General features: G+C 58.6%; 17 protein-coding genes. 8 read left to right on the top strand and 9 right to left on the bottom strand.

All coding sequences use genetic code 11. The annotated features are described in order from the left end of the window. Position 1: 1 nt before the first annotated feature. The 7 genes from hemH to hemL are packed head-to-tail and all read left to right on the top strand — an operon-like array spanning position 2 to position 6,988. Entirely contained in the window at positions 2 to 949 is a 948-nt protein-coding gene (hemH, locus tag VGL38_13745; protein ID HEY3296487.1) for a ferrochelatase, read from the top strand. Continuing rightward, on the top strand, positions 939 to 2,357 hold the full coding sequence (hemG, locus tag VGL38_13740) for a protoporphyrinogen oxidase (GenBank protein ID HEY3296486.1): 1,419 nt from the start codon (positions 939 to 941) through the stop codon (positions 2,355 to 2,357). Before hemH ends, hemG begins: the two co-directional genes overlap by 11 nt. Beyond that, positions 2,354 to 3,178: a hypothetical protein gene (locus tag VGL38_13735; protein ID HEY3296485.1), complete on the top strand. Its 825-nt coding sequence runs from the start codon at positions 2,354 to 2,356 to the stop codon at positions 3,176 to 3,178. Before hemG ends, VGL38_13735 begins: the two co-directional genes overlap by 4 nt. After that, positions 3,175 to 4,470: a glutamyl-tRNA reductase gene (gene hemA, locus VGL38_13730; protein ID HEY3296484.1), complete on the top strand. Its 1,296-nt coding sequence runs from the start codon at positions 3,175 to 3,177 to the stop codon at positions 4,468 to 4,470. Before VGL38_13735 ends, hemA begins: the two co-directional genes overlap by 4 nt. Continuing rightward, positions 4,454 to 5,428: a porphobilinogen synthase gene (gene hemB / locus VGL38_13725; GenBank protein ID HEY3296483.1), complete on the top strand. Its 975-nt coding sequence runs from the start codon at positions 4,454 to 4,456 to the stop codon at positions 5,426 to 5,428. Before hemA ends, hemB begins: the two co-directional genes overlap by 17 nt. A gap of 3 nt (positions 5,429 to 5,431) precedes the next feature. Beyond that, on the top strand, positions 5,432 to 5,689 hold the full coding sequence (locus VGL38_13720) for a hypothetical protein (protein ID HEY3296482.1): 258 nt from the start codon (positions 5,432 to 5,434) through the stop codon (positions 5,687 to 5,689). A 30-nt stretch (positions 5,690 to 5,719) separates the two neighbouring features. Then, positions 5,720 to 6,988, top strand: coding sequence for a glutamate-1-semialdehyde 2,1-aminomutase (gene hemL, locus VGL38_13715; GenBank protein HEY3296481.1), 1,269 nt, complete (start codon positions 5,720 to 5,722; stop codon positions 6,986 to 6,988). A gap of 86 nt (positions 6,989 to 7,074) precedes the next feature. On the opposite strand, the gene VGL38_13710 is transcribed toward hemL, so the two are convergent. The 9 genes from VGL38_13710 to acsA form a co-directional block, all read right to left on the bottom strand. Beyond that, on the bottom strand, positions 7,075 to 7,380 hold the full coding sequence (locus VGL38_13710) for a hypothetical protein (GenBank protein ID HEY3296480.1): 306 nt from the start codon (positions 7,378 to 7,380) through the stop codon (positions 7,075 to 7,077). Between the two features lie 91 nt (positions 7,381 to 7,471). Continuing rightward, positions 7,472 to 8,719 carry a glycine C-acetyltransferase gene (gene kbl, locus VGL38_13705; protein ID HEY3296479.1) on the bottom strand — a complete coding sequence of 416 codons (1,248 nt, stop codon included), beginning with the start codon at positions 8,717 to 8,719 and terminating at the stop codon, positions 7,472 to 7,474. A gap of 47 nt (positions 8,720 to 8,766) precedes the next feature. Next, a complete protein-coding gene (locus VGL38_13700) occupies positions 8,767 to 9,411 on the bottom strand; it encodes a nitroreductase family protein (protein HEY3296478.1) in 645 nt (214 codons plus the stop codon). A 5-nt stretch (positions 9,412 to 9,416) separates the two neighbouring features. Continuing rightward, the gene (locus tag VGL38_13695; protein ID HEY3296477.1) at positions 9,417 to 9,671 is read right to left on the bottom strand and encodes an acyl carrier protein; all 255 of its coding nucleotides are present in this window, start codon (positions 9,669 to 9,671) and stop codon (positions 9,417 to 9,419) included. A 240-nt stretch (positions 9,672 to 9,911) separates the two neighbouring features. After that, complete coding sequence (locus VGL38_13690) at positions 9,912 to 11,009, bottom strand: phosphatase PAP2 family protein (protein HEY3296476.1); 1,098 nt, start codon at positions 11,007 to 11,009, stop codon at positions 9,912 to 9,914. A gap of 241 nt (positions 11,010 to 11,250) precedes the next feature. Further along, positions 11,251 to 11,595: a hypothetical protein gene (locus tag VGL38_13685; protein ID HEY3296475.1), complete on the bottom strand. Its 345-nt coding sequence runs from the start codon at positions 11,593 to 11,595 to the stop codon at positions 11,251 to 11,253. A 16-nt stretch (positions 11,596 to 11,611) separates the two neighbouring features. Continuing rightward, positions 11,612 to 12,034, bottom strand: a complete 423-nt coding sequence (locus VGL38_13680; protein ID HEY3296474.1) for a DUF3788 family protein — start codon at positions 12,032 to 12,034, stop codon at positions 11,612 to 11,614. A gap of 157 nt (positions 12,035 to 12,191) precedes the next feature. Next, entirely contained in the window at positions 12,192 to 12,566 is a 375-nt protein-coding gene (locus VGL38_13675) for an endonuclease domain-containing protein (protein ID HEY3296473.1), read from the bottom strand. Between the two features lie 154 nt (positions 12,567 to 12,720). Further along, positions 12,721 to 14,421, bottom strand: coding sequence for an acetate--CoA ligase (acsA, locus tag VGL38_13670; GenBank protein ID HEY3296472.1), 1,701 nt, complete (start codon positions 14,419 to 14,421; stop codon positions 12,721 to 12,723). A gap of 441 nt (positions 14,422 to 14,862) precedes the next feature. Here acsA and VGL38_13665 point away from each other — a divergent pair, with 441 nt between their 5' ends. Then, a complete protein-coding gene (locus tag VGL38_13665) occupies positions 14,863 to 16,107 on the top strand; it encodes a T9SS type A sorting domain-containing protein (GenBank protein ID HEY3296471.1) in 1,245 nt (414 codons plus the stop codon). The last annotated feature ends 23 nt before the right edge of the window (positions 16,108 to 16,130 follow it).

The raw sequence follows: 16,130 nt of genomic DNA, 5'->3' as shown, positions 1-16,130 counted from the left end.
AGTGAAAGCGGCGCTCTTACTGGTCAACATGGGTGGACCGAACAGCCTCGATCAGGTGCGCGGGTATTTGCGGGCGATCTTCCGCGATCCGGCGATTCTGCCCGTGCCTTCACTGCTGCGCGCGCCGCTGGCGTCGCTGATTTCCTCGCGGCGAACGGGCGCGGTGGAAGAGCGCTACCGGCTGATCGGCGGCCACTCTCCCCTGCTCCACTGGACGGAGAGACTGCGTACGGAGATCGCGTCGGTGTTGCCGGGCAACGGGTCGCGTCCCGCCGTGGCCTATGCCTTCCGCTATGCCGCGCCGCTGATTGGTGAGGCGTTTGCGGCACTCAAGCGTGACGGGGTGGAACATGTCACCGTGCTGCCGTTGTTCCCCCATTATACGGGAGCGATGAGCGGTTCCGTTTTGACGGAAGCCAAACGCGCGGCGGAAAAGTACTCGATGACATGGAACGCGGTGGACGCGTGGGGCCTGCAGGACGACGTCTTGGATTTGTGGGCGCGGTATCTGGCACGGTCACTGGACATTGCGGGGGACGGCGCGAGGGTGCTGTTTGTGGCGCACGGAATTCCGCTGCGCAGCGTGCGGCGCGGTGACGAATATCCCGATCACGTGGCGGAGACGGCGAAGAAACTGGCGGCCACGCTGCCGGACGGCACGGAATGGTCGCTGGCCTATCAGAGCAAAGTCGGCCCCGTGGAATGGACGGGACCGTATATCGAGCATGAGATTGAACGGCTGGCAGCGTCTCCCGCGCCGCTGGTGCTGATGCCGCTCAGCTTTGCGGCGGACTGCCTCGAGACGCTGTATGATCTGGATCATATTGCCATGGAGCGGGCGCGGGCAGCGGGAGTGGAGAGTGTGGTCAGGGTGCGTGTCTTCAATGACGATCCTTCTTTTGCGCGCATTCTGGCGAAGCTGGTGACGGAGGAGTACCATGTCGGCTGACGCGAAATCGGCACCACGGATTATTGTGATCGGCGGAGGGATTGCCGGACTGGCGACGGCCTATCTGCTGCAGGAACTGGGACGCGAAAACGGCAAGAGCGTGCAGATTACGGTGCTGGAGGCGCTGGATGTTGCCGGCGGCTCGACACGCACCGATCTTGATTCCGGTTTTACGTGCGAATGGGGCCCGAACGGATTTCTGGACAACGAACCGGCAACGCTGGAGCTGGTGAAGAGGCTGAACCTGACCGATGATCTGGTGCGCGCCGATGAGAGCGCGAGCAAGCGCTTCATCTATTACGGCGGTAAGATGCGCGAAGTGCCGGTCAAGCCGCCCGCGTTTCTAACGTCGAACATTCTGCCCTTCGGCGCGAAGCTGCGGATTGCGATGGAGCTGTTTGTTCCCGCCAAGCGCAACGGGCACGAGGAGACGGTGCATTCCTTCGGCGTGCGCCGCCTGGGGCGGACATTTGCGGATTTTCTGCTCGACCCCATGGTGTCGGGCATTTTTGCGGGGAACACCAAAGAGCTGTCGCTTCCGGCGGTGTTTCCCAAGATGGTGGAGATGGAACGCGACTATGGCGGCCTGTTCCGCGCGATGATTGCCAAGGGGCGTGAAGCAAAGAAAACCGGCAAAGTGTCCGGTGGCCCGGCGGGAGCAAATGCGGTGCTGCATACGTTCAAACGGGGAATGGGCGAATTGACGGAGACGCTGTTGCGAGCGCTGAACGCGACGATTCGAACATCCACACCCGCTGAGGCCATCGAACTCAAGAATAACGTGTGGACCGTGAAGGTTAGCGGCGAGGTTCTGGAAGCCGATGCGGTGATTATGGCCTGCCCTTCCTATGCGGCGGCGGACATGATTCGCGGTCTGTCGCCGAAGGCCGCCGATGCAATTGGGCAGATTCCGTTTGCGCCGGTGGAGGTGGTTTGCCACGGACATCGCGCAGAAGATCTGGGGCACTCGCTGCATGGATTCGGCGTGCTGATTCCGCGCTCGGAAGGCGTGCGGTCACTGGGGACACTGTGGAGCGATTCGATCTTTCCCGGTCAGGCGCCCAAAGGTGTCAAGCTGCTGCGGACCTTGATCGGCGGCGCGCATGACCCGGGCGTGACCCAAATGTCCACATCAGAGATCGAGCGCACGGCGGAGCAGGATCATCAGACGCTGTACCACGTGAAGAATCCGCCGGTATTCCGCAAGGTGATCCGCCACGAAAAGGGAATCGCGCAGTATACGATTGGACATCCGGCGCGGGTGGCGGCGATTGATGCCTTGGAGCGCGAGACGCGCGGATTGTATTTTACCGGCGCGTCTTATCGCGGCGTGTCGATTAACGGCTGTGTGAAAGATGCCTTCCGTGTGGCGCGGAACTTCTGGGACAACTGGAGACCCCAAGCATGATCTTGCTGGCCTATGCCCTGCTTCCGGCGCTGATGCTGCTGGTATACGGCGGGCTGCTCTCCACCTATATTCACATGGCCTACGCGCCCGACCGCAAGATCGAGACCGGAGCATCGCACACGGGGATGGCGGCACTTGCGGTGTATGCGGCGTGGATGGCGCTGATTACGATTGACCAGAGGCAGCTTCCGATTGCCAACGGCGGGCAGATGGCGGCGTTTCTGGGCTTTTTGATTTGGGCGGATCAGACCTACGTGCAGATTCGCATCCGGCAGCGCATGCTCACACTGCTGCCGATTGCCGCGGTAGCAGGGTTGATTCTGGTGGCGATTGTCTCGGGCGTGCGTCCGCAGGTGATGCCGAAGGTGGCGCTGGGGCCGTGGATGGCCTTTCATGTGACGCTGTCGCTGGCCGGAGTGGCGATGCTGCTGGGAAGCGGAGTGTACGGCGCGGGATATTTGATTCTGCACAAGCAGATGAAGCAGCGGCAGTTCGGGCACGTGTTCTCGCGGCTGCCTTCGATGGAAGAGATCAACCGGCTGCGCTCGATGGCTGTGTACCTGGGATGGATGCTGATTACGGCGAGTCTCGCATCCTCCGCGATCTGGATGGCGCTCAATCGCACGCCGCAGGGGATCATCCGCTCGCACCTCGCGGAAATGACGTTTCTGTGGCTGGTGGTGTCGGCGCTGGCAATTCTGGAGAAGCGGCGGCTGCTCAGTCAACGTAAATTGGCGATGACGACCGTAGGATTTGCGACGGTGGCGTTTATCCTGATTATCTGGACTATGATTGCCATGTATACGAGGGCCGCGTCATGAAACTGGAAATGATCGGCCTCAGTCATAAGACGTCGACGGTGGAGACACGGCAGCGGGCGGCGATCGGTCCGGAGCGGATCGCCCGCGTGGCCGAGGAGTTGCTGGCAATGGACCACATGGAAGGCGTGGTGATCGTGTCCACCTGCAATCGCGTCGAGCTTTACCTTTCACCGCAAGTGCACACTCCGCCCTCGGCACTGCGGGATGTTTTCCAGCGAATATGCAATCTGACGGCGGAAGAGGCGGCGGCAACCTATTACCACCGCGACCATGCGGCGGTGATGCATCTGTTTCGCGTGGCGTCGGGATTGGATTCGCAGATGCTGGGGGAAGTGCAGATTCTGGGGCAGGTGAAGACGTCCTATCACGACGCGCTGGAACTGGCCTGTACCAACTCGGTGCTGAATACGCTGTTTCTGCGCGCGATTGAATGCGGTAAACTGGTGCGGCATCGCACGGCGATTTCGCAGGGCGCGGTATCGGTGGCGTACGCGGCGGTGGATGTGGCGCAGCGGGTGTTCGGCAATCTGACGAAGCACAAGATTTTGCTGGTGGGCGCGGGAGATACAATCCGGCTGGCGTCGAAATACCTTGCCGACGGCGGCGCTGTGCAATGGCGGATCAGCAACCGGACCAAAGCGAACGCAAAGGTTCTGGCCGATGAAGTGGGCGCGCAGGTGGTGGATTTTCCGCCGAGCGCGGATGATATTGCCTGGGCGGATGTGGTGGTCTCGGCGACCAGTTCTCCGGTACCGGTGGTGACGGCGGCCACGGCGAAGAAGGCGCTGGAACAGCGGCGTGATCCTTCGCTGCTCCTGGATCTGGCCATGCCGTGCGACATCGAGGCGAGCCTGAAGAATCTTGACAACGTTTACCTGTATACGGTAGACGATTTCAAAGAAATCGTAGCGGCGAACCTGAAGGCGCGTGAAAAGGAAGCGCAGCGGGCGGAGAAGCTGGTGGAGAAAGAAGTGGAGCGCTTCGTCGAATGGTACCGCGAGAACCGCGTGGCGCCGACGATTCAGCAGCTTCAGGAGGTGCTGGAGAGCATCCGCAGCAGCGAAGTGCAGAACAGTGTGAAGCGCTTCACGCCGGAGAATCACGCGCAGGTAGACGAGTTTTCCAAGAGCCTGATGCGCAAGGTAACGAGCCTGATTATCGCGAATATGAAACGGGCCAGCATGGACAAGAATGATTTGAGCCTGGCCCGGGCCGTGGCGCAGGCCTTTGCCTCGCCGAAGAGTGATGTGAACGACGTTTTAGAGAAACTGGACCATGAGCTTTCCCACTGACCGCCCACGCAGATTGCGGCGCACCGAAACCCTGAGGCGGCTTGTGCAGGAGACGCATTTACATGCGGACGACCTGGTGCAGCCGTTGTTTGTTGTTCCCGGCGAGAAAGTCAAGACCGAAATCAGCAGCATGCCGGGGCAGTACCATCTGTCGGTGGATCAGGCCGCGGAAGAGGCGCTGCGGATTCGCGATGCCGGAGTGCCGGGGATTATTCTGTTCGGTCTGCCGCAGTACAAGGATGAGATCGGCAGCACGGCCTACGACGACAACGGCGAAGTGCAGCGGGCCGTGCGCGCCATCAAGCACGCCGCGCCGGATTTGCTGGTGATGACGGACGTCTGCCTGTGCGAATATACGAGCCACGGACACTGCGGAGTGATTTCGCACCAGACCGTAGCCAATGACCCGACACTGGATTTGCTGGGCAAAACGGCGCTCAGTCATGCGCGCGCGGGCGCGGATATCGTGGCTCCATCGGACATGATGGATGGACGGGTGCGCGCCATTCGAGAGGCACTGGACTCGGAAGGCTTTGACGAGATTGCGATTCTTTCATATGCCGTAAAGTATGCATCGGCGTATTACGGGCCGTTCCGCGCGGCGGCGGACAGCGCGCCGCAGTTCGGCGACCGGCGCGGCTACCAGATGGATCCGGCCAATGTGCTGGAAGCGTTGCGCGAGGCGGAACTGGACCTGGCCGAGGGCGCGGACATGATCATGGTCAAGCCGGGTATTGCCTACCTCGACGTGCTGTCGCTGGTGAAGAAGACCTTCAACCGTGTGACGGCGGCATACCAGGTATCGGGCGAATATGCGATGATCGAGGCCGCGGCGCAGCGGGGTTGGATCGACCGCCAGCGGATTATTCTGGAAACACTCTTGTCATTCAAGCGCGCGGGCGCGGATTTCATATTGACGTATCACGCGTCCGAAGTGGCGACGTGGCTTAAGGGATAACTTATGCCGCTCTGGCTGGTCGCAACCATCGTTTTCTTTCTGAATATTCCATTCGGCGTGTGGCGGTCCAAGGTCCGCAAGTTCTCTCTGCAATGGATTCTGGCGATTCATCTGCCGGTGCCGATGATCATTGCCCTGCGGATGTACAGCGGGCTGGGATTTCAGTTGTACACCTTTCCGATCATGATCGGCGCGTTTTTTTTCGGCCAATTCGCCGGCAGCAGGTCGAGCATTTTGCTCAGCCAGCGCACTCATCCGTAACTTGCCCTCACGCAACAGACTTTTTCTCCTATGAACCAATCCGAATCCCTCTTCGAACGCGCCAAGCGCGTTCTTCCCGGCGGTGTCAATTCCCCGGTACGCGCCTTTAAGGGCGTGGGTGGCACGCCGGTCTTCATCACCTCCGCCGAAGGCTGTACGCTGACCGGCGCGGACGGCGAGCATTATATCGACTACATCGGATCGTGGGGACCGATGATTGCCGGTCACGCGCATCCGCACGTGACAAAAGCCATCGAGCGCGCCGCACGGCGCGGAACGAGTTTCGGAACTCCGTCACCGGCGGAAGTGGAACTGGCCGAAGAGATCATTCGCCGCGTGCCGTCCGTGGAGAAGGTGCGGATGGTGAACTCGGGCACCGAGGCCACGATGAGTGCGATCCGGCTGGCGCGCGCGGCGACGAAGCGGGATGTGATTATCAAGTTCGCCGGAGATTATCACGGGCATGCGGACTATTTTTTGATCAAGGCCGGAAGCGGCGTGGCAACGCTGGGTTTGCCCAACAGTCCCGGCGTGACCAGGGGCGCGGCAGCGGACACGCGCAATGCGCGCTACAATGACCTGGCGTCGGTGGAAGCCATCTTCAAGGCTGAACCGGGCAAGATAGCCGCGGTGATTGTGGAACCGGTGGCGGGAAACATGGGCGTCGTGCCGCCGGCGAAAGGATTTCTTGAGGGCTTGCGCACGCTGTGCGATGCGCACGGCGCGCTGCTGGTGTTCGACGAGGTGATGACGGGATTTCGGGTGCACAAGGCGGGAGCACAGGGGCTGTACGGCATTCGGCCCGACCTCTCGACCTTCGGCAAGGTGATTGGAGGCGGGCTTCCGGTGGGAGCGTACGGCGGTCGCGCGGACCTGATGAGCATGATTGCGCCGGAAGGTCCCGTCTATCAGGCGGGCACACTGTCGGGAAATCCGCTGGCGATGGCGGCGGGACTGGCAACGCTGGAACTGCTGGATGATGACGCCTATGTCCGGCTGGAGCGCACCTCCGCCCTGCTCGAAGATGGACTGCGCCGGGTTTGCCGCGAGGCGGGTATTCCCGCCGCGATTCAGCGAGTCGGCTCGATGCTGACGCTGTTCTTCTCGCCACAACCGGTGGTGAATGCGGATGATGCTTCAGACGCGGATCACGCGCGGTTCGCCCAGTTCTTCACGCGGATGCTGAAGAGCGGCGTACACCTGCCGCCCAGCGGCTATGAAGCATGGTTTGTGTCACTGGCACACGATGAGCATGCGGTGCAGAAGACGGTGGATGCGGCAAGGAAAGCGCTCGTCTAAAAGCCAAAATCTCAAAAATCCAAAAAGCGAAAAGGGTCGGACGGATGTCTGACCCTTTTCTTGTCGTTGATTTTCGAGCGGGTAACCTACGGGCACACAGGGATAGTGGCCATGTGGGTGTGCTCGTGGAGTTCGGCGAAGGCTTCATCGAGGGTGGCACCGCTGACACATTCGAAATGTTCGCCGCGTTTGGCTTCGGCGATCCATGTCAGTTTCCACTTCACATCCCAGCCTTTGCTCTCCAGATCGTGAACGATATTCTCCCATTCGCGGCCACACTCACAGCGCAGCGAAGCGATGGCTTGAAAGGTAGCCTTGATCAGTTCGAGGTCGAGGCCCGTCGGCATCATCCCGTCGGGCAAGGGGATTTCGATAGTGTTTGCGGTGGCCATGATGGGAAACCTTTCACATGAAGTGAGATAGCGACAACATCATCCGCAGGCAGCGCGCGGGGTAAGGACACCCCGCGCGGCGAGGCGCTCGCTACAGGCCGTACTTTTCGATGATCTGGTTTTTGTTTTTGCCGAGGATGTCGTACTTGGCGCCGATCTTGGTGAAGGCGGCGATGGCTTTGTCCAGATGAGCCTTGTCATGGGCGGCGGAGAGCTGAGTGCGAATGCGCGCCTGGCCCTTGGCCACCACGGGGAAGAAGAAACCGACGACGTAGATGCCTTCGGCGAACAGATCGCGGGCCACATCCTGCGCCAGCTTGGCATTGTAGAGCATCACAGGGACAATGGGGCTTTCACCCTGCTTGATGTCGAAACCGGCATCGGTGAGCAGTTTGCGCCAGTAGTTGGTGTTCCACTCCAGCTTGTCGCGGCGGGCGGTATCGGTGAAGATCAGATCCATTACCTTGAGCGTGCCGGAGACGATGACCGGCGCGACGGTGTTGGAGAACAGATAGGGACGCGCCTTCTGACGGCACATGGCCACGATCTCTTTACGGCCGGAAACGCAGCCGCCGGATGCGCCGCCCAGCGCCTTGCCGAAGGTGGTGGTGATGATGTCGATTTTGCCGAACACACCGCAGTGCTCATGCACGCCGCGTCCGGTCTTGCCGATGAAGCCCGAGGAATGCGATTCGTCGGTGAACACCATGGCATTGTACTTTTCACCCAGTTCGACGATCTTATCCATCTTGGCAAGGTCGCCGTCCATGGAGAACACGCCGTCGGTGATGATCAGGCGATTGCGCTTGTCCTGATGCTCCTGCAGCTTCTCTTCGAGGTGGCCCATGTCGGAATGCTTGTAGGTATCCTGCATGGCCTTGCAGAGACGCATGCCGTCGACGATGGACGCATGGACAAGGCGGTCGGAGATCATCACGTCCTGATCGGTAAGCACGGCTTCGAACACGCCGGCGTTGGCATCCATGCAGGACGGGAACAGAATGGTGTCTTCGGTGCCGAGAAATTCGGTGATCTTGTTTTCGAGCTGACGGTGAATGTCCTGCGTGCCGCAGATAAAGCGCACGGACGACATGCCGTAGCCGCGATAATCGAGGCCCGCGTGGGCGGCCTTGATGACCTCGGGATGACTGGACAGGCCGAGGTAGTTATTGGCGCAGAGATTGATGACGTGCTTGGGAGACGCGCCGGACGGGAATTCCACTTCGATCTCGGCGCCCTGCGGCGCGTGGATGAAGCGTTCTTCTTTGAACAGACCGGCGTCTTTCATCCCGGCCAGTTCTTTTTGATAGGTTTCGCGAACGTTACCAGCGTATGCCATAGGAAGAATTCCTTGTTGCAATGACCTTGGAGACCGCGAGGAGTCTCCTACTTGGGATAACCTACAGTTTGCCCGAGCAGCACTTTCTGCTCCGGGTGCAGATTCAGCGTCTTGGCAATGGCATCGCGGTCCACATAACCGCGAACCACGCAGTTCAAACCTTCGGACGCGCAAAACAGGTAGACATTTTCGGCAATAAACCCGCAGTCTGCCGCGGCGTAGAAGGCCTTGTCGGCGTCGGAGGATGTTTTGCCCATTTTGGATTGATCGGCCACATAGACAAGACTTAGCGGCGCGGTGGCCACGAAGTCCTGTTTTCCGGCGGCAGCACGATGATCACCGGACAGCACCGGTTTCAGCGCGTGGGGTTTGGCATCGTAGAGAAAGACGCCTTCGGCGGTGAACACATAGATGTCGATTTCCTGCTGGTTCATCGCGGAGGGCGCGGTGCGGTGATCGTTGTCCGCACGGCTAATACCCCATGCGGCCCAGAGCAAATTGGAGAGGGCGGCCTGCGGCAGCGCATCACTTTTGAATTCGCGCGCCGTGTGCCGTTCTTTCAGCACCTGCATGAGCGGCTTGCCGCCGTCGGTGACGGGTTTAGGCAGCGTGACGGTGGCCGGATCCGCCGCCAGAAGTGCAGCCGCAAGCGACAGGGTTGCCGCAGCGGCTATCAGAATGTGCTTACGCATGGGGCTTAGGCGGGTTTGCGGAATTTGGCGACGACGACGGCAATGCTGTTCACACTGTCGAAAGCTTCGGGGCTGGCATCGGTGTCGGGAATCTGAATGCTGTACTTCTTTTCGAGAAAGCGCTTGAGGGAGACCATCGAGAACGAATCCACGATGCCGCCGGTAATCAACGGAGTGGTATCGGTGATCACCCGGTCATCACCATCTTCGAGGTATTCACGGGTGACGTATTCGCGGATCATCTTCTTGACTTCATCCATGGAAAGGGACTCCTGAGGGGGTTGAAAATGCGGAAGTGAGAATTGGAAATTTTGAAATAGCAAAGGAAAGGGCTGCGACGACCGGACTCTGATCCCTAGCGGCGGCCTCTGGCCGTCAGCCCGGAGGGCAGAAGACACCGGGTGTTCAGCACGCGAAGCGTGCCGGCAGGTATTTGTTGAGGGGCAGACCTCTATCCCCGGCCCCTTTCCCCATAGAATGGAGAAAGGGGGGCAGAGAAATCAGAAATGGAAATTCATACTCAGCCCCGCGCCGTTTTCGGCGGTGTAGGGGGCAAGATCGGTGGACTTGATAAAGGCGGCGTGGTGCTGGCCGTTGGGGTCAACCAACACGGTGCGGGAGCGGGCATCAATCACCTTGGCCAGAGTGTAGCCGACGGAAATTCCCAGCGGATAATCACTGGCCCAGTGCACACCATTATTCAGCATGGCGTACATCAGCGCGCTCATCAGGGTGTAGCCGACGGGGCGAATCCATTTTTTTTCGGGATAGTTGTCGGCAAGCACCGTCACCGTGGCCATGGCCGTGGCAATGTGGCCGCTGGGCATGGCGTCATAATTGGGAACGTGCCGTTGATACTTGGCGGGACTGGGAAACAGCCGCCACTTGCCGCCGGGAGCCGTCGCCACCTGCGCGCTCTCCCGGCCAAAACTGTGCTTGAGAATCTGGATCGCCGCGCCCGTGCAGAGAATCGCTTCGATGCACTGGGTTCCGGTTTGAAGGGCGCGGTCATCTTTGGCAATCTTGCCATAACCCCACAGGCCGACGGCAATGCCGCTGTGCACGATGCCGTCACCCAAAAAATACATCCCGGATTCAAGATCCTGCGGGAAGTTCAGCGGAGTATCCACCGGCCTGCCGCCGAGCTTCAGACTCCACTTGATTACCGGCTTCTGCTTGTTGGTGTGCTTAAGGCCCCACATGTCACCGAGATGCTTGGCATAATCGGTAATCTGCTGGTCACGGTCCACCAAAAACGCCGTGGCGATGACCATCGCGCCGATGTACGGAATATTCTGCTTGGTGAACGTGGTCTTGAAATAACCGCCGAAATCCTTCACCGGAAAGGTATAGTAGCGGGACTTGGGAGGCTGCTCATACAGAAAATCGACACCCGGCTTGACATGGTAGACCATCATAGCCGCGCGGCGAACCGAATCCGGAGCCACTTTGCAGGAATCACACGGCTTGGCCACCGCCAGCAACGGCAGCAGCAACGCCAGCAGGAATACGAAAATCAAACAGCGAGCACCCATCAAACGGCTCACCGGTTCGCCAAATTGCCCTAAAGCCCGGCGAGTTACTACGGTCATCATCATTCAAAAATCCTGTAGGAAGGTATGGAGACTGCCTGAATTTAGCAATTTGACAGACCATCTCCAAACCCCCAACGCTGTGCGTTGGATCACAAAGCCGCCTGCGGCGGAGGGACAGCGCGGGAATACCGCGCGGTCCCTGAAGTGGGCATGGAATCGGCCGTAGGGGCACGATCCGCAGAGCGAGATCTCGGCTTCGCCGGACATGTCGTGCCCGTCCACCCGCAGCAGACCCATAGAGCAGCTACCCGTTCTTCGCCGCTTCCCGCTGCGCTTCCCACTCGAGGAGGGAATGAAGCACATCTTTATCCACCACCTTCTCGAACTGTTCCGGGTGAGCCTTGACGTCCTTCATCTTCTGGTCCCACTCGGCCAGTGAGGTGCCGTTTTTGGCGCAGGCTTCGGCGATGCGGCGTTCATAGTAGGTGGCCCAGGTCTCATTGGACTGATGATCCCAGTTCGCCTGTACATTCTCATAGATCGTAGCGGCCACATCGGCGAATTTCTGATCGGTAATTTTCTTGCCGCAACCGGACAGTACAAAGCAGATACTCAGCGCGAGCGTCAGAGCCGCCAGGGAAGTCTTCATCGGCTGTCCCCCAAGGTTAGGAATCCATCTTGATCGTGACAAGTGTCAGCAAATGTTTCAAATCGGCGGGCTTGGAACATTCCACATAGAAGCCGCGGCCTTCGGCATAAGGCCGCGCGGCTTCCATGGAATCCATAATACGTTTGGGAAGTTTGCTCTGCCGCATCACCTCCACCGCCTTCTCCCCCAGCACGAAGGCCACGGTGAAGTGGTCATTCCCCGGAAAGAGATAACAGACCGTGCGCGTCTTCTTCTTGGACACCATCATCCAGCCGGTCTTGCCGTGTTTCCACTCTTCAGAGAGCGGCGCACAGTGCTCGCGGATGTGATTCAGGAAATCCGTCCACAGCGCCGCGGCGGGGCCGAGGGCACCTGCCAAGTCCTTTTCGGAGGGCTTCTTCGTTTTATCGGGGAAGGCGTTTTGAGGTAATGTGGGCATTGGTCTTGGTCACTCCAATGACTTGAAGGAACCCCCTTCTTATTCCCCCTTTTTCAAAGGGGGAAGGATCAGAGTCTCCCCCGGTTACGGGGGATCAAGGGGGCTCGGATCTCCCCCCTTAGAATAAGGGGGGATAAAAGGGGGTATCGGGAACTGCTTATTTACGTTGACTCTCGATAATCGCGGCGAGTTCGGAACAGATCTCCTCGAGATTATGGCACACTTGATAATTCGTGAATCGCCTTACGGTCAACCCACATGTTCGCAGATAATCGTCACGCACGAGGTCATGCGAGCGAGCGTCGTCCGTGTCGTGCGAGCCTCCATCCACCTCAATGACCAAGGCCAGATCTGGCGAATAGAAATCTGCAATGTACGATCCAATGGGGTATTGCCTGCGAAACTTAACACCTGTCTGGTAAGCCCGCAGCGTTCTCCAAAGAATCTTCTCGGGCTTTGTCGAGCCCTTGCGGAGGACCCGGGCTCGCTCACGAGTTTCTTCGGTCACTGGATTACGATTGAGAGTCCGCATGGCACTGATCTCCCTAAGAAGCAGAACCCCCTTCTTATTCCCCCTTTTTCAAAGGGGGAAGGCTCCGAGTCTCCCCCGCTTTAGCGGGGGGACTAAGGGGGTCGGGTCTCCCCCCTTAGAATAAGGGGGGACTAAGGGGGGTACTCTTCTCAATCTATTCATTCATCAGCGTGGAAATATCTCCCACGGGCTCGCCGAACTCCTGGCAGCGGAGGATGCGGCGGATGATTTTGCCGCTGCGGGTTTTGGGCAGCGACTCGACGAATTCGATTTCCTGCGGCATGGCCAGCGGGGACAGGCGCTTGCGGATGTGGTTCATGATCTCCAGTTCGAGATCGTCCCCCGCTTCATAGCCGGGCTTCAGGGCCACAAAGGCCTTGACCACTTCCATGTTCACCTTGTCCGGCTTGGCCACCGCGGCGGATTCGGCCACGGCGGGATGCTCAAGCAGCGCCGATTCAATTTCAAACGGGCCGACCAAATGGCCGCCGGTGTTAATCACATCGTCATCGCGTCCCACAAACCAGAAGTAGCCTTCGGAATCGATGCTGGCGCGGTCACCGCAGAGGAACCAGCCGTTCTTGAACTTGCCTGCATAACCGGTAGGATTGTTGTAGTAGCCGCGAATCATGGACGGCCAGCCGGGCTTGAGGGCGATGAGGCCCACATTGCCGGGATGGTCATAGGGTTCATAGGTCTGGGGATTGAGCACCGTGCCTGTGATGCCGGGGAACGGCTTGCCCATAGAGCCGGGCTTAACCTTCATGCCGGGGAAATTGGTGATCATGATGCTGCCGGTCTCGGTCTGCCAGAAGGTGTCATGGAACGGCTTGCCGAAGGCTTCAATGGACCAGAGTACGGCTTCGGCATTCAGTGGCTCGCCGACGCTGGCCAGATGGCGCAGGCAGGAAAGATCGAACTTGCGGACGACGTCGGTGCCTTCACGCATCAGCAGGCGGATAGCCGTAGGTGCGGAATACCAGACCGAAATCTTGTGCTTCTCGATCAGGCGGTACCAGCGCTCAGTGTTGAAGCCGGAATCGAGCACCACCTGCGTGATGCCGTTGGACCACGGGCCGATGATTCCATAAGAGGTGCCGGTGACCCAGCCCGGATCGGCATTGCACCAGTAGATGTCATCGGGCTTAAGGTCGAGCACCCACTTGGAGGTGAGGTACTGGGAGATCAGGGAATAGTGGACATGCTGCGCGCCCTTGGGCTGGCCGGTGGTGCCGGAGGTGTAATGCAGCACCGAGGGAGTTTCCGCGCTGGAGGGGAAGCAGTCATAATCCGTGACGCGCTCCATGCCTTCCATATCCATCGCCACTTCGCGCTCTTTTAAGGGCATGTCGGCGGCATCCACAACGATGATGTGCCGCAAATTGGGCAGCGTGCCGAGGATCTTGCGCACCTTGGTGACATGCTTCTTCTGGGTGATGATGGCGGTGGTGCCGGCGTTGTTGAGGCGCGTCCAAAGCGATTCATCGCCGAAGGCCGAGAACAGGGGCTGCACGATGGCGCCCATTTTTAACACACCTAAGAAGCCGATATACAGTTCCGGGACGCGGTCCATAAACAGGCAGACGCGTTCGCCGGGGTGAATCCCCAGCTTGCCCAGATAGGTGGCGATGGTGTTGGAGAGGATCCGCACGTCGTCATAGGTGAAGCGTTTTTCCGTGCCGGAGTGATCTTCCCAGATGAGGGCGAGCTTGTCCGCAAAGCCGTTGTTGCAGATGCGGTCGCTGCAATGCCAGCCGATATTGATCGAATCGCCGGTCTGGAAGCCCAGTTCTTCTTCGGCGATGGACCAGTCGAAGTTCTCCAGGCGCGTTTCATAGGAACCGATGTTACTCATGCCCTTACCTCGTTTAGGGAGCCAGGATGGGAAGATTTTCACAAAATGTGGGAAGAAATTCACATGACGAGGAAGTCCCGATGGCAAAACGGACTTCCTCCTCCTATACAGAAAGATACGATCCTTTGTCAAAACTGTCAAGCGCTCATGATAACTTATTCACGATTATCCATAGCCGTAAATCGGCATAATCAGGGAGGATAGAGAATAGGAGAGCGGGTGGTAAAAATAGATTAGAGGGACCTTGGATGCCTTCACCAAGCACGGCATTTTGATCCGAAGCCTTGACAATGTGCAATGGTTTTTCTATGTTCTATTCAAAGCGGCATGGGCGGCGGGCAAATGGCGCGGGGGAATTCAGACTGTGACACACCGGATGAAGCGAACTTATTGTAAAGCAAACAAGTTCGCTTTTTTGTTGGGCTTTGGAGATATAAAGCTATGAAAACTCTGATTTGGCTTGCTTTGATGGGTTTATGCCTCTTCTTGGGAGAGGCCAAGGCTTGCGAAGGTCCGTGGCGGTGCTTGGGGCGGCCAGCATCGAGTATCGTGTGCGCGCTGCCGGATCCGGTAGACCAAACGCAGATCCTCGCCGGAACGTATGCGAATTGGCAGGACCCAACCAGTGGTGGTGTTTACTGGTGCGCCGACAGCGACACGGTATGGCAATATGCAGGATTGCGTGGACGCCGCATTTTTAGTCTTGCCTGTTACCCCTATTGCCGGCCCAATGTCTTCGCGGGAACGGATATCGGATTGTATATGCGGATCGGAGATACCACATGGACGAGACTGCCGGTCGGTGGTGGCTTTCCCTGGGTCTATGGCTCAGAATTCCTGATCTGCCCCTTTGATACGTCGGTGTGGCTGTACTCTCTTCGTGATACCGATTTTGGCGGATATCTCCGTCTTTCCCGCAATAGCGGAAATCGGTGGATCTATGTGGTCGAAGCGGGTGACATCGGTAACCTGCAATGGTCGAGCGTGTCTGACCGCACCTTTTATTATGAACGAGACTACGGTCTTTACCGCGCCGACATGACTCCCGATACTATCACCAGCATGGTCTTGCCGTTCCCACAAGAGGTAGTAGGACTCGCAGGTCATCCGCAGCAGCCGTGGATCTACATTGGCGGTGCGTACCACGTCGGCCGCTATGACGAAATCACAGGCGACACGATGATGGTTAACTTGCCCTCTGGGGTAACCCATGTCTACAAGATCGCCTATGCCGAGGATGGCCTGCTGGTGAGGACCTACCAAGGGCTCTACCACGTATCCGATGACCTAACCGATTGGCAGTTGTTGGACGACTCGCTGAACACGGGTCCCGCCCAATTCCTTTACGCGTCACCGGATCGGTGTTTATCGAGTGCTGCCGGGCGGATCTACATATCCGCTTCTCCGAATGCGGTATCTCCCCCGCGCCCGTCCCTGCTGACACCAACCCTTTCAGTCTACCCCAACCCGAGCAACGGCGGTTTTGTGGTCTCCTATGATCGTCCAGCGTGGCTTCGTGTCTATGATATTCTTGGGCAGGAGGTTTATTCGCAAACCGTCGAACGTCCCGGCTCAATCTGGCTGGATCTGCCGGGGCTGTCATCCGGCATCTACTTTCTGAAAGCGACAAACACAACAGACAGCCGGAAAAGTAGTCCGGCTGTGAAAATAACTCTTATCAAATGAACATGGAGGTTGCGTGAACGGTA

The sequence above is a fragment of the bacterium genome (assembly GCA_036504735.1).
Lineage (GTDB): Bacteria > Electryoneota > RPQS01 > RPQS01 > RPQS01 > DASXUQ01.
Note: the sequence above shows the minus strand (reverse complement) of the source record. Positions and strands in the feature narration are given on the sequence as shown.

Coding starts and splice junctions, on each gene's coding strand:
- hemG (HEY3296486.1), top strand. CDS start 939: ATGTCGGCTGACGCGAAATCGGCACCACGGATTATTGTGATCGGCGGA.
- VGL38_13735 (HEY3296485.1), top strand. CDS start 2,354: ATGATCTTGCTGGCCTATGCCCTGCTTCCGGCGCTGATGCTGCTGGTA.
- hemB (HEY3296483.1), top strand. CDS start 4,454: ATGAGCTTTCCCACTGACCGCCCACGCAGATTGCGGCGCACCGAAACC.
- kbl (HEY3296479.1), bottom strand. CDS start 8,719: ATGGCATACGCTGGTAACGTTCGCGAAACCTATCAAAAAGAACTGGCC.
- VGL38_13710 (HEY3296480.1), bottom strand. CDS start 7,380: ATGGCCACCGCAAACACTATCGAAATCCCCTTGCCCGACGGGATGATG.
- VGL38_13690 (HEY3296476.1), bottom strand. CDS start 11,009: ATGATGATGACCGTAGTAACTCGCCGGGCTTTAGGGCAATTTGGCGAA.
- VGL38_13680 (HEY3296474.1), bottom strand. CDS start 12,034: ATGCCCACATTACCTCAAAACGCCTTCCCCGATAAAACGAAGAAGCCC.
- VGL38_13685 (HEY3296475.1), bottom strand. CDS start 11,595: ATGAAGACTTCCCTGGCGGCTCTGACGCTCGCGCTGAGTATCTGCTTT.
- hemA (HEY3296484.1), top strand. CDS start 3,175: ATGAAACTGGAAATGATCGGCCTCAGTCATAAGACGTCGACGGTGGAG.
- VGL38_13700 (HEY3296478.1), bottom strand. CDS start 9,411: ATGCGTAAGCACATTCTGATAGCCGCTGCGGCAACCCTGTCGCTTGCG.
- VGL38_13695 (HEY3296477.1), bottom strand. CDS start 9,671: ATGGATGAAGTCAAGAAGATGATCCGCGAATACGTCACCCGTGAATAC.
- hemL (HEY3296481.1), top strand. CDS start 5,720: ATGAACCAATCCGAATCCCTCTTCGAACGCGCCAAGCGCGTTCTTCCC.
- acsA (HEY3296472.1), bottom strand. CDS start 14,421: ATGAGTAACATCGGTTCCTATGAAACGCGCCTGGAGAACTTCGACTGG.
- VGL38_13675 (HEY3296473.1), bottom strand. CDS start 12,566: ATGCGGACTCTCAATCGTAATCCAGTGACCGAAGAAACTCGTGAGCGA.
- VGL38_13665 (HEY3296471.1), top strand. CDS start 14,863: ATGAAAACTCTGATTTGGCTTGCTTTGATGGGTTTATGCCTCTTCTTG.
- VGL38_13720 (HEY3296482.1), top strand. CDS start 5,432: ATGCCGCTCTGGCTGGTCGCAACCATCGTTTTCTTTCTGAATATTCCA.